Here is a 13164-nt window from a genome sequence, read left to right as displayed (position 1 = left end):
TATCAGGCTATTCAGCCGTGGATGGTTTTTCCCAAAGGTTAACCCCGCCTTCCTGCGCAAACCGGTCGATCTCTGCCAACTCCTCGGCAGTGAAGCTCAAGTTCTTCAACGCACCGACGTTCTCGATAATCTGCTCCGGCCGGCTCGCGCCGATCAGCGCACTGGTTACCCGTGGGTCGCGCAGGGTCCAGGCCAACGCCAGTTGCGCCAGGCTCTGGCCACGGCGCTGGGCAATTTCATTCAGCGCACGCACATGGGCGATGTTGGCTTCGGACAGATGCCCGGCCTGCAAAGAACCGCCACCCGGGCGATTGACCCGCGCGTCAGCGGGCACGCCGTTGAGGTATTTGTCGGTCAACAACCCCTGGGCCAGCGGCGTGAAAGCGATCACCCCGGCACCGAGTTCTTCGGTGGTGTCCAGCAGGTCTTTTTCCACCCAGCGGTTGAGCAGGTTGTAGGCCGGTTGGTGGATCAGCAACGGCACTTTCCACTCTTTGAGCAGCGCCGCCATTTCACGGGTTTTTACACCGGAATACGAAGAGATACCGATGTACAACGCCTTGCCCTGTTGTACGGCAGTGGCAAGGGCGCTGGCGGTTTCTTCCAGGGGCGTGTCGGCGTCAAAACGGTGGGAGTAGAAAATATCCACATAGTCGACGCCCATTCGCTGCAGGCTCTGGTCGAGGCTGGCCAATACGTATTTGCGCGAGCCACCGCCCTGGCCATAAGGGCCTGGCCACATGTCCCAACCGGCTTTGCTGGAGATGATCAATTCATCGCGGTAGTGCTTGAAGTCTTCGCGCAGCAGCCGGCCGAAATTGATCTCGGCGCTGCCATAGGGCGGGCCATAGTTGTTGGCCAGGTCGAAGTGGTTGATCCCCAGGTCGAAGGCGGTGCGCAGCAGGGCGCGCTGGGTGTCGATCGGGGTGCTGTCGCCAAAGTTGTGCCACAGCCCCAGGGACAGTGCGGGTAGCACCAGTCCACTGCGGCCTACGCGGCGATACGGGATAGATTCATAGCGGTTTTCGGCTGCAATGTACGTCATCGAATCCTCTCTGGGCTTGGGGCAAACAAGGCCCGGGAATAACGTTATTCCCGAGCCTTTTAAGCCGCTGAATCGCTTAAGTCTGCCTCATCCTTTTACAGCAAAGCGCTACAAGAGAGGAACGGTTTGACGCACATCCACAGGCCGTTTTCAGCGCACCAAGTGCAGGAACTGCAGGTGCCGCTCGTACTGATCGAGGATGTCGTTAATGATCTGTTCCTTGGTATAGCCGACCAGGTCGTAGTCCTGGCTGCCCTCGCTCAGGTGCACTTCCGCGCGGTAATAGCGGCGGTTGTTGATCTCTTTGGAACCCATGCCGCCACGGGCGAACGACGGTGTGAAATAGCCGCGCATCTGCACCTGGTAGATGAACGGGTGCTCCTCGCCATGGCCGATTTCCAGGCTGACGCTGTCGTTGGCCGGGTCCGGCTGAGCGACCACGCTCAGGCCCTTTTCGACGAACACAGCGGTCACTTCTTCAATTGCCGGGCGTACCGTCGAGTCAAGGAAGCGATACACCTCGTCACGCGACGGGAAGTGCACTGCCTGGCTCAAGCGCTGGCGCCAGCCGCCCCTGCCTTTACGCGAGGCCGAGATCGGCGCCAGTGAATGCAATTGTGCAATCTGCTTTTGCGACTCGAGATAGAAGGCTTTGTGCAGGCCCCACATCATCAACAGCAGGATCAGCGAGAACGGCAACGAAGTCAGCACCACCGCCGATTTCAACGAGTCGATACTGCCGGCAAACAGCAAGGCACTGGTGACCAGCGCGGTCATTGCGCCCCAGAACACGCGCAGCCATTTCGGCCCGTCTTCATCGGCGTTGCCGCCCTTGGACGACAAGGTCGACAGCACAACGGTGCCCGAGTCCGCCGAGGTGACGAAGAATACGAAGCTGATAAACACCGTCACCGCAATGACGGTTTTGCTCCACGGGTAGGTTTCCAGCAGCAGGTAGAGGCTCATCGACGGATCATCGATGGCCGACTGACCGAGCGCCGCCATGCCGTGGTTGAGTACCTGGTCGATGGCGCTGTTGCCGAAGATCGACATCCACGCCAGGGTGAAACCCAGCGGGATCAGGAGTACGCCGAACACGAATTCACGGATGGTACGGCCACGGGAAATGCGTGCGATAAACAGGCCCACGAACGGCGACCATGCGATCCACCAGGCCCAATAGAACACCGTCCAACCGCCCAGCCAGTCGCTGGGTTTGTCGTAGGCGTACACGTCGAAGCTCTTGGTCGGCAAGGCGCCAAGGTAGTCGCCGATGTTCTGGATCAGGGTATTGAGCAAGTGCTGGGTAGGCCCGGCGAACAACACGAACAGCAGCAGCGCGCAGGCCAGCAGCATGTTGATATCGGACATCACCCGCACGCCCTTGTCGACGCCGGCCACCGCGACCAGGATCGCCGCGCCCATCATCAGGGTGATCAGGCCGACCTGGATCCATTGGGTGTGGGCGATGCCGAAGAGGTAGTCCAGACCCGAGTTGAGGTGCAACACACCAAAGCCCATGTCGGCGCCCAGGCCGAATACCGTGGCAATGATGCCGAAGCCATCCACCGCATAACCAATGGGGCCGTTGATGCGCTTACCGATCAGCGGGTACAGCGCCGAGCGCAACGCCAGCGGCAGGTTATGCCGGTAGGCGAAATACGCCAGGGCCATGCCGACGAACGCAAACACGCCCCAGCCGTGCAGGCCCCAGTGCAGAAACAGCACCTGCATGGCCTGGCGCGCGGCGTCAGCGTTCATTGGCGCGCCCTGGGGCGGTTGCACCAGGTGCGTCAGCGGCTCGGACACGCAGAAGAAAAACAGCGTGATGCTGATGCCGGCGGCGAACAGCATGCCGGCCCAGGACAAGTAACTGAATTCGGGCTCGTCGTGGTCGGCACCGAGTTTTATCTTGCCGTAGCCCGATAACGCGGTGACCACCACGAAGACCAGATACAGGGTCATCGCCAGCATGTAGTACCAGCCGACCGTATTGGCCGCCCAGTTTTGCGCCGCCAGCAACCAGGCACCGGCCTGTTGCGGGATAGCGATGACAGTGATGCCGAACAGCAAAATGAAGGTAGCGGCAAAGTAGAAAACCGGCGCATTCATGCGCACCATGCCGCTGGCTGGGGTGGACGATGCACTCATGAACGATGCACCCCGAGGGTTGGGAATGTGGCTGTAAAAAACGGACTCAGCAAAGGTAAGCCTCCTGTTGTGAGCGGGCAGCGAACCACCGGGTTTAACTTGAACAAGCGTTCAAGTTAAACATGAAAAGGCGGTCTGGGACTAATCGCAGGGCTGAGCGGCAGATACTTCCTACACCAGCTCAAGGTTTGGTATGACGGGTGGCGGGAGCCAATCGTTCAGCGATTGCAGGGAGAAATCCGGTAAAAATCTGGAATGCAATCAAAAGTGGTAGGGGGCTTGCCCCTCCCACAGGGGATTCATGCCGGTTCTTTACTTCTGCGCGCCATCGTCATGCTGCAAGTTCGCCTGCGTGATGTTCGCCTCGGCCGGTACGCTGCGGGTCAGCCACACATTGCCGCCAATGGTCGAGCCCTTGCCGATGGTGATGCGCCCCAGGATCGTCGCCCCGGCATAGATCACCACGTCATCCTCGACGATAGGGTGGCGCGGATGACCTTTCTGCAATTGCCCATCCTCGTCCGCCGGGAAGCGTTTGGCGCCCAATGTCACGGCCTGGTAGATACGCACCCGCTCGCCGATGATCGCGGTCTCGCCGATCACCACGCCCGTGCCGTGGTCGATGAAGAAGCTCGGGCCGATCTGCGCGCCGGGGTGGATATCGATGCCGGTGGCCGAGTGGGCGATTTCCGCGATGATCCGCGCCAGCAGCGGCAAGCCGGCGCGGTACAGGTGGTGGGCCAGGCGATGGTGAATCACCGCCAGGATCCCCGGGTAGCACAGCAGCACTTCATCCACGCTACGCGCAGCGGGGTCGCCGTGGTACGCGGCCAGCACATCGGTGTCCAGCAGGCTGCGCAACGAAGGCAAGGCCAGCGCGAAATCCTGGATCAGGCGAATGGCATGGGCATCGAGCCGGCTGTCATCCTGGCCACCCTGGCGCGCGGCATAACGCAGCTCCAGGCGCGCCTGGGCGAGCAAGGCGTTGAGTGCCACGTCGAGGGTGTGGCCGACGTAAAAGTCTTCGCTCTCTTCGCGTAAATCCGCCGGCCCCAGGCGCATCGGGAACAGCGCCCCGCACAGCGCTTCAAGGATCTGCGCCACCGCCTCGCGCGAAGGCAATTGGCGGCCACCATGCTCGCCGCTCAACCGGCCGTTGCGCGTTCGCCATTGGTCGCGGGCGCCGCGCAGTTGGCTGACGATGGTCTGTAATTGCCAATGGCTGGAACGCTCACTCACGGTATTCACTCCTGACGTAATGGCCGTCACTTTACGGTATCCAACCGGGCCGCCCTTAAGAACCAATGGTGCGATGCTAAGAACTATTGGACATAAGCGATTGACGGTTGCCCGATGAAAAGTGCCTGCCTATAGTCGCTTCATCCCTTCAGCAACCGTGCGTAGCCATGATCAAGCAACAGCTCGACCGCTTTAACCGTCTGGACCTGCTGGGCGGCGTCACTGCCCTGGAAAAACTCGAACGGCTGTCGACCTGGCTGGGCCGGGACATCTACGTCAAGCGCGATGACACCACGCCACTGGCCATGGGCGGCAACAAACTGCGCAAACTCGAATACCTGGCGGCCGACGCCATCGCCCAGGGCGCCGATACCTTGGTGACCGCCGGCGCCATCCAGTCCAACCACGTACGCCAAACCGCCGCGCTGGCCGCCAGGCTCGGCCTGGGCTGCGCCGCCCTGCTGGAAAACCCTACCGGTACCGAAGACCCCAACTACCTCGGCAATGGCAACCGCCTGCTGCTGGAACTGTTCGACGCCAAGGTCGAACTGGTAGAGAACCTCGACAACGTCGACGACCAGCTCAGTGCCCTCGCCGACCGCCTGCGCAGCAACGGCAAGAAGCCGTACCTGGTGCCCATCGGCGGCTCCAATGCGCTCGGCGCCCTGGGTTACGTGCGCGCGGGCCTGGAACTGGCCGCACAGATCGAAGACAGCGGCCTGGAATTCGCTGCCGTGGTGTTGGCCTCCGGCAGCGCCGGCACCCACAGCGGCCTGGCATTGGCGTTGAGCGAAGCGCTGCCGAACCTGCCGGTGGTGGGCATCACCGTGTCGCGCACCGACGAAGCCCAGCGCCCGAAAGTGCAGGGTCTGGCCGAGCGCACGGCCGAGTTGCTCGGCGTGGGCATCCCCGACGCGTTCAAGGTGATTCTGTGGGACGAATACTTCGGGCCCCGCTACGGCGAGCCGAATGCCGGCACCCTGGCCGCGATCAAACTTTTGGCCAGCCAGGAAGGTCTGCTGTTGGACCCGGTCTATACGGGCAAGGCCATGGCCGGTCTGCTCGATGGCATCGGGCGTCAGCGGTTTGAAGACGGGCCGCTCATTTTCCTGCACACCGGCGGGGCGCCGGCGTTGTTTGCGTACAACTCAGTTTTCAACTGAATAAACGCGGGCTGAATGTGGGAGGGGGCAAACCCCCTCCCACATTAGACCCAACACATATTCAGAAATGGAATATGAATTAAGATTTATATTATTTTCAAGTCTTAAAAACCGCCTTTATCATCGCGCCGAAGGCCAAGACGCGCTTCGCGCTTTAAGGCAGGATACGACCTACTGCGTCACCTGCTTCGCTCAACATAAAAAACACAGGGGCTCTCATGACTATTTCTGTATTCCGTCGCACGTTGCTGGTTGGCACTTTGGGTCTGGCGCTGGGCGCCGGTTGGCTGGGCCAAGCGGTTGCCGGCGAACAACTGGCCACTATCAAAAAGGCCGGCGAGATCAAGATTGGCCTGGAAGGCACCTACCCACCGTTCAGCTTCGTCGATGAAAGCGGCAAGCTCAGCGGTTTTGAAGTGGAGCTGTCCGAAGCCCTGGCCAAAGAGCTGGGTGTGAAGGTCAAGCTGCAGGCCACGCCATGGGACGGCATCCTCGCTGCCCTGGAGTCCAAGCGCCTGGACGCGGTGGTCAACCAAGTCACCATCTCTGAAGAGCGTAAGAAGAAGTACGACTTCTCCAAGCCCTATACCGTTTCCGGCATCCAGGCGCTGGTGCTGAAGAAAAACGTCGACACGATCAAGACTGCCAACGATCTGGCCGGCAAGAAAGTCGGCGTAGGCCTGGGCACCAACTATGAACAATGGCTCAAGGACAACCAACCCAAAGCCATCATCAAGACCTACAACGACGACCCGACCAAATTTCAGGACCTGCGCATCGGCCGCATTGACGCCATCCTGATCGACCGCCTGGCCGCCCTGGAATACGCCAAGAAAGCCCCAGACACGGCCGCCGCCGGCGACGCCTTCTCGCGTCAGGAATCCGGTATCGCCCTGCGCAAAGGCGAGCCTGAACTGCTGGACGCGGTGAACAAGGCCCTCGACAAGCTGCGCGCCGATGGCACCTTGAAGAAGCTCTCCGAGAAGTACTTCAACGCTGACGTCACTCAATAATGGAAGCAGGTTTCCAACTCGCGCTGGACTCCGCGCCCTTTTTGCTCAAGGGCGCGTATTACACGGTGATTCTTAGCCTTGGCGGGATGTTTTTCGGCTTGCTGCTGGGCTTCGGCCTGGCCTTGATGCGTCTGTCGCGCTTCAAGCTGCTGCGCTTGCCCGCCCGGGTCTACGTGTCGTTCTTTCGCGGCACGCCCTTGCTGGTACAGCTGTTTTTGATCTACTACGGCTTGCCGCAAGTGGGCATCGAGCTGGATCCGATTCCGGCTGCCATGATCGGTTTTTCGCTGAACATGGCCGCTTACGCCTGTGAAATCCTGCGGGCCGCCATCGCCTCCATCGAGCGTGGCCAGTGGGAAGCCGCGGCCAGTATCGGCATGACCCGCGCGCAGACCCTGCGCCGGGCCATCCTGCCGCAGGCCATGCGCACCGCCCTACCACCGTTGGGCAACAGCTTTATTTCGCTGGTCAAGGACACGGCGCTGGCCGCGACCATCCAGGTGCCCGAGCTGTTTCGCCAGGCGCAACTGGTGTCGGCGCGCACCTTCGAAATTTTCACCATGTATCTGTCCGCAGCCCTGATCTACTGGGTGCTGGCGAGCATCCTGGCGCATTTTCAAAATCGTCTGGAAGACCGGGTCAACCGGCATGACCTGGAGTCCTGAAGCATGATCGTGGTGGAAAAGCTGACCAAACAATTCAACGGTCAGGTGGTGCTCAACGGTATCGATCTTGAGGTCAAGGCAGGCGAAGTCGTCGCCATCATCGGCCCCAGCGGTTCCGGCAAGACCACCTTCCTGCGCTGCCTGAACTTCCTCGAAGAACCCACCAGCGGTCGCATCAAGGTGGGCGACATCCAGATCGACGGCAGCAAACCGCTCAACCAACAACAAAGCCTGGTGCGGCGCTTGCGCCAGCACGTGGGTTTTGTGTTCCAGAACTTCAACCTGTTCCCGCACCGCACCGCGCTGGAAAACGTCATCGAAGGGCCCACCGTGGTCAAGAAGATGCCACGCCAAGACGCTATCGCCCTGGGACGCAAGCTGCTGGCCAGGGTCGGCCTGGCAGGCAAGGAAGACGCCTACCCACGGCGCCTGTCCGGCGGCCAGCAACAGCGTGTGGCGATTGCCCGGGCGCTGGCCATGGAGCCTGAGGTGATTCTGTTCGATGAGCCCACCTCGGCGCTGGACCCGGAGCTCGTCGGCGAAGTGCTGGCGACCATCCGCAGCCTGGCCGAAGAGAATCGCACCATGGTCATCGTCACCCACGAAATGAGCTTTGCCCGCGACGTGGCCAACCGGGTGATCTTTTTCGATAAGGGCGTGATCGTCGAACAGGGCGATGCCAAGGCGTTGTTCGCCAACCCCAGGGAAGAACGCACCCGACAGTTCCTGAGCAAATTCCTGGCTCACTGATACCGTTGCAACCAGGCAGCACACCGGCCTGTGACAAGGGAGCTTGCTCCCTTGTCACAGGGCCTACAGGCATGCGGCGAACCCTCAGGTAAAACACACCGCCAGCACCGTCTTAAAATCCCCCTCCCAGTCAGACCCTTCTGAATCTTCTCCGACCCGCCGTTTAGCCCTTTGCCGCCATTGACGCCTTGCGGCAAACCCTCTTATCTAGCGCCCAGAGGATTGGATCCTATCCCGGCTACTCACTGAAATCGTTCCTTCCAGCTCCCGGCGCACCCGCGCCCACGGGCCGGAACGATTGCTGCTGGCTGCATCAAGGAGATGACTTATGACGCGCACTGCAACCGAGGCAATACTCACCGCCCCAATCCTGCCCCAAGCTAGTCGACAAGGCATCAACGCACTGGCGGCCGCACAGCTGCTGGTGGACATCGCCCCTTACCCCGGCATGGACGAAGGCGACCTGATCGAGCTGTTCTGGAACAACTGCTTCGCCGCCTCACGACGGGTGAGCGCGGGCAAGGTCGGCGCACCCACCCACCTGCGGGTTCCGCAAAGCTTTGTGCTGGACGGCCTGGCACAGGTTCGCTACCAGGTCATGCGGATCGGTCACGGCCCGTCGCGTTCGGCAGTGACCACGGTACGGGTCAAGACCAACTTCCCAGGCGGCCAGCCGATGGCGCTGTACAGCGATGAAAACCAGAACCTTGCACCGGTCGGCCTGCCCGAGACCATCCGCCGTTACGGCGTCAACGAGCGCCAGGCGCGGCGTGGAATCCCACTGACCATCGAGCCCTACCTGAACATGAGCAGCGGCGATGCCATCACCCTGCGCTGGGGCGATGTGCGCCTGGACCTGCCGCGGATCCAGGCGAAGACGGTGGGCCTGCCGGTGCAGGTCTGGGTGCCGTCGGCGGTGATTGTCGAAGGCGGGGACGACAGCCGCATCGAGGTCACGTACTGCATTCTGGATCGCGTCGGCAATAATTCACGCTGGGCGCCGGCACGCACGTTACGTATCGCCGCCTGCACCACCCCCCCCACCGCCAAGACGGCATTGACCTATCAACCACGGCCCCTCGGCTCGCCGTGCGAACCTGGGTAACGGCTCTTCTATGCATATTCCCAAAAGTTAGTTTATTTAAATATTTAACAAGCTTAGGGTATATGCACCGGACCACCGGACATCTCTGATTTTTCTGTTTTTATTTCATTGAATGCGAGGTCGGTATGGTCAGGATTACCCCGGTGCATAACGCCAGGGCATTACGTGCAGCCAAGGAGCGGCGCTGATGTCTAACTTGGCTCTAACACCCCCCGGAATGATCTGGATATCGCGCCCCTGCTGTTGCCGGCCGCCGTGCTGCGCAACGATGCAGAGGCGCTCGACGCAGCCCATGCGCTGGCCCAGGCTGCACGTGTGCAGGCCGCCCAGCGCGACCAGCAACGCCAGTTGCCGTGGGCGCAGGTCGAACAGTTCACCCGCAGCGGGCTGGGCAGTATTTCCATTCCCCGCGAGTACGGCGGCCCGCAAGTGTCTTTCGTGACCCTGGCCGAGGTGTTCGCGATCATCAGCGCGGCAGACCCGGCCCTCGGGCAGATCCCGCAGAACCATTTCGGCATCCTGCACCTGTTGCAGGGCGCAGCCACCGAGCGCCAGAAAAAGCAGCTGTTCCAGAGCGTGCTCGACGGCTGGCGCATCGGCAACGGCGGCCCCGAGCGCGGCACCAAAAACACCCTGGAACTCAAGGCGCGCATCACCGCCAAGGGCGACGGTCATGTGGTCAGCGGCCAGAAGTTCTACTCCACCGGCGCACTGTTTGCCCATTGGGTGGCGATCAAGGCGCTGAACGATGACGGCCGGCAGGTCATGGCCTTTGTAAGCCGTGGCACCCCAGGGCTGCGCATCGTGGATGACTGGTCCGGCTTCGGCCAACGCACCACCGCCAGCGGCACCGTATTGTTGGACCAGGTGCCGGTGAGCGCCGAACTGGTGGTCGACAACTGGCGCATCGGCCAAAGCCCGAACATCCAGGGCGCGGTGTCCCAATTGATCCAGGCCGCCATCGACGCAGGTATCGCCCGTGGCGCCCTCGACGACACCCTCGCCTTCGTGCGTGAACGCTCGCGCCCATGGGTCGACGCCAAGGTCGAACGCGCCAGCGATGACCTGTATGTGATCGCCGACATCGGCAAGCTGACCATCGAACTGCACGCCGCCCAAGCGCTGCTGCGCAAGGCCGGTCAGGTACTGGACCAGGTCAGCGCCGCGCCGATCACCGCGCAGTCGGCCGCCCGCGCGTCCATCGCCGTGGCCGAGGCCAAGGTGCTCACCACCGAGGTCTCGTTGCTGGTCAGCGAAAAGCTCTTCGAACTGGCCGGCAGCCGCGCCACCCTCGCCGAATTCAACCTCGACCGTCACTGGCGCAATGCGCGGGTACACACGCTGCACGACCCGGTGCGCTGGAAGTATCACGCGATCGGCGCCTATCGGTTGAACGGCACATTGCCGGCTCGCCACTCCTGGATCTGACCGACCAGAACACTTTTCCACGAGATTCTGGAGAACACCTATGACTTTCTCTGCAAACGTCGCGGTTATCACCAGCGACGAACAAGCCCTTATTGTCGCCAGCGATCTCGCCGAAGACCTGCGCCGCGACAGCGCCCAGCGCGACCGCGAACGCCGCCTGCCCTGGCCGGAGCTGGATGCGTTTTCCCGCTCCGGCCTGTGGGGCATCAGCGTGCCAAAACAACACGGCGGCGCCGGCGTGTCCAACGTCACGCTGGCCAAGGTCATCGCGCTGATCGCCCAGGCCGACGCCTCGTTGGGGCAGATCCCGCAAAACCATTTCTATGCCCTAGAAGTGCTGCGCGTGAACGGCAGCCCGGCGCAGCAACAGCGCCTGTACGCCGAGGTACTCGCCGGCCGGCGCTTTGGCAATGCCCTTGCGGAACTGGGCACCAAGACCGCTCACGACCGCGTCACGCGCATCACCCGCGACGGCGACGGCTTTCGCATCACCGGTCGCAAGTTCTATTCAACCGGGGCGATCTACGCGCAACGCATTCCGACCTCGGTGGTGGATGAACACGGCGTGCAGCAACTGGCCTTTGTGCCCCGCGACAGTACCGGCCTGGAAGTGATCGACGACTGGAGCGGCTTCGGCCAGCGCACCACCGGCAGCGGCTCGGTGGTGTTCGACAACGTGTGGGTCGCCGCCCACGACGTGATCCCCTTCCAGAGCGCCTTTGAACGCCCGACCACCGTCGGGCCGCTGGCGCAGATCCTCCATGCCGCCATCGACACCGGTATCGCCCGCGCCGCGTTTGAAGATGCGCTGCACTTTGTGCGCACCAAAACCCGCCCGTGGATCGATGCCGGCAGCGACAAGGCCACCGAAGATCCGCTGACGCTCAAGAGCTTCGGCCACCTGAGCATTCGCCTGCACGCCGCCGAAGCCTTGCTGGAGCGCGCCGGTGAATTTCTTGACCAGGCCCAAGCCGACAGCAACGCCCACACCGTCGCCGCCGCCTCGGTTGCCGTGGCCGAAGCCCGCGCCTTGAGCACCGAGATTTCCCTGGCCGCCGGCAGCACTCTGTTCGAACTCGCCGGCAGCCAGGCGACCCTGGCCGAGCACGGCCTGGACCGCCACTGGCGCAACGCCCGCGTACACACCCTGCACGACCCGGTGCGCTGGAAATACCACGCGGTGGGCAATTACTACCTCAACGATGAAAACCCGCCGCTGCGGGGGACGATCTGATGGCAAAGAAAAAGATCCTGCTCAATGCCTTCAACATGAACTGCATCGGGCACATCAACCACGGTATGTGGACCCACCCACGGGACACCTCCACCCAGTACAAAACCATCGAGTACTGGACCGAACTGGCGCAAATCCTTGAGCGCGGGTTGTTCGATGGCTTGTTCATCGCCGATATCGTCGGCGTGTACGACGTCTATCAGAACGCCATCGACGTGCCGCTCAAGGAGTCGATCCAACTGCCGGTCAACGACCCGTTGCTGCTGGTTTCGGCCATGGCCGCCGTCACCCGAAACCTCGGTTTCGGCCTCACCGCCAACCTCACCTACGAGCCGCCGTACCTGTTCGCCCGGCGCATGTCCACGCTGGATCATCTGAGCCGTGGCCGGGTGGGCTGGAACATCGTCACCGGCTACCTCGACAGCGCGGCCAAGGCCATGGGCCTTACCGAGCAGGTCGAGCATGACCGGCGCTACGACCAGGCCGATGAGTACCTGCAGGTGTTGTACAAACTCTGGGAAGGCAGCTGGGAAGACGACGCCGTCATCAACGACCCGGCGCAACGGGTCTACGCGCAGCCGGGCAAGGTGCACAAGGTGCAGCATCACGGCGAGTTCTATCAGGTGCAGGGTTATCACCTGTGCGAGCCGTCGCCGCAGCGTACGCCGGTGCTGTTTCAGGCCGGCAGTTCGGAGCGCGGTTTGCTGTTCGCCGGGCGGCATGCCGAGTGCGTGTTCATCAGCGGGCAGAACAAGGCCGCGACCAAAGTGCAGGTGGACAAGGTGCGCGCCAGCGCGGTCGAGGCCGGGCGCAACCCGGACGACATCAAGGTGTTCATGGGCCTTAACGTCATCGTCGCCGCCACCGAGGCACTGGCCTGGGCCAAGCACGCCGAGTACCTGAGCTACGCCAGTGCCGAAGCCGGGGTGGCGCATTTTTCCGCGTCCACCGCGATTGATTTTGCCCAATACGCGCTGGACGAACCGATCCAGTACGTCAAGAGCAATGCCATCCAGTCGGCCACCAAGAACCTGCAGAACAACGACTGGACCCGGCGCAAATTGCTCGAACAGCACGCCCTGGGCGGACGCTATATCACCCTGGTGGGCTCGCCCGAACAGGTGGCGGATGAGTTGGAGTCCTGGATCAGCGAAACCGGCCTGGATGGCTTCAACCTGACGCGCATCGTCACGCCGGAAAGCTACGTGGACTTTATCGACCTGGTGGTGCCGGAGTTGCAGCGGCGAGGGTCGTACAAGACCGAATATGCGCAGGGAACGCTGCGCGAAAAAGTCTTCCACGGCACGGCGCGACTACCCGAACAACACACCGGCTCCACCTACCGACACTGATCAAAAAATGTGGGAGCAA

Annotated in this window: 11 protein-coding genes; 8 read left to right on the top strand and 3 right to left on the bottom strand. The window is 62.0% G+C overall.

Annotated features, from left to right (window positions below):
• Positions 1-7 precede the first annotated feature (7 nt).
• The 3 genes from mgrA to epsC all read right to left on the bottom strand — a co-directional run bounded on the left by mgrA (position 8) and on the right by epsC (position 4435).
• Positions 8-1045 carry an L-glyceraldehyde 3-phosphate reductase gene (mgrA, locus tag AB4O25_RS19875; protein ID WP_017526060.1) on the bottom strand — a complete coding sequence of 346 codons (1038 nt, stop codon included), beginning with the start codon at positions 1043-1045 and terminating at the stop codon, positions 8-10.
• Between the two features lie 150 nt (positions 1046-1195).
• On the bottom strand, positions 1196-3157 hold the full coding sequence (gene betT / locus AB4O25_RS19870) for a choline transporter BetT (protein ID WP_175404166.1): 1962 nt from the start codon (positions 3155-3157) through the stop codon (positions 1196-1198).
• A gap of 351 nt (positions 3158-3508) precedes the next feature.
• Entirely contained in the window at positions 3509-4435 is a 927-nt protein-coding gene (epsC, locus tag AB4O25_RS19865) for a serine O-acetyltransferase EpsC (protein ID WP_460149907.1), read from the bottom strand.
• Positions 4436-4602: 167 nt separating this feature from the next.
• Between epsC and AB4O25_RS19860 the strand changes: the two genes are divergently transcribed.
• The 8 genes from AB4O25_RS19860 to AB4O25_RS19825 all read left to right on the top strand — a co-directional run bounded on the left by AB4O25_RS19860 (position 4603) and on the right by AB4O25_RS19825 (position 13145).
• Positions 4603-5598 (top strand): D-cysteine desulfhydrase, encoded by a 996-nt coding sequence (locus AB4O25_RS19860; RefSeq protein ID WP_460149906.1) that lies wholly within the window; start codon positions 4603-4605, stop codon positions 5596-5598.
• A gap of 218 nt (positions 5599-5816) precedes the next feature.
• Positions 5817-6611, top strand: coding sequence for a cystine ABC transporter substrate-binding protein (gene tcyJ / locus AB4O25_RS19855; protein WP_017526064.1), 795 nt, complete (start codon positions 5817-5819; stop codon positions 6609-6611).
• On the top strand, positions 6611-7276 hold the full coding sequence (gene tcyL / locus AB4O25_RS19850) for a cystine ABC transporter permease (protein WP_017526065.1): 666 nt from the start codon (positions 6611-6613) through the stop codon (positions 7274-7276). The genes tcyJ and tcyL overlap by 1 nt, the downstream gene beginning before the upstream one ends.
• Positions 7277-7279: 3 nt before the next feature.
• The gene (gene tcyN / locus AB4O25_RS19845) at positions 7280-8026 is read left to right on the top strand and encodes an L-cystine ABC transporter ATP-binding protein TcyN (protein WP_017526066.1); all 747 of its coding nucleotides are present in this window, start codon (positions 7280-7282) and stop codon (positions 8024-8026) included.
• Positions 8027-8354: 328 nt separating this feature from the next.
• Positions 8355-9131, top strand: a complete 777-nt coding sequence (locus AB4O25_RS19840) for a hypothetical protein (protein ID WP_267864484.1) — start codon at positions 8355-8357, stop codon at positions 9129-9131.
• A gap of 222 nt (positions 9132-9353) precedes the next feature.
• On the top strand, positions 9354-10559 hold the full coding sequence (locus AB4O25_RS19835; protein ID WP_460150992.1) for an SfnB family sulfur acquisition oxidoreductase: 1206 nt from the start codon (positions 9354-9356) through the stop codon (positions 10557-10559).
• Between the two features lie 40 nt (positions 10560-10599).
• On the top strand, positions 10600-11793 hold the full coding sequence (locus AB4O25_RS19830) for an SfnB family sulfur acquisition oxidoreductase (protein WP_217855613.1): 1194 nt from the start codon (positions 10600-10602) through the stop codon (positions 11791-11793).
• A complete protein-coding gene (locus tag AB4O25_RS19825) occupies positions 11793-13145 on the top strand; it encodes an LLM class flavin-dependent oxidoreductase (RefSeq protein ID WP_065876625.1) in 1353 nt (450 codons plus the stop codon). Before AB4O25_RS19830 ends, AB4O25_RS19825 begins: the two co-directional genes overlap by 1 nt.
• The last annotated feature ends 19 nt before the right edge of the window (positions 13146-13164 follow it).

The sequence above is a fragment of the Pseudomonas sp. S3_A03 genome, assembly GCF_054668275.1.
This window is presented reverse-complemented; position numbering and strand designations above follow the sequence as displayed.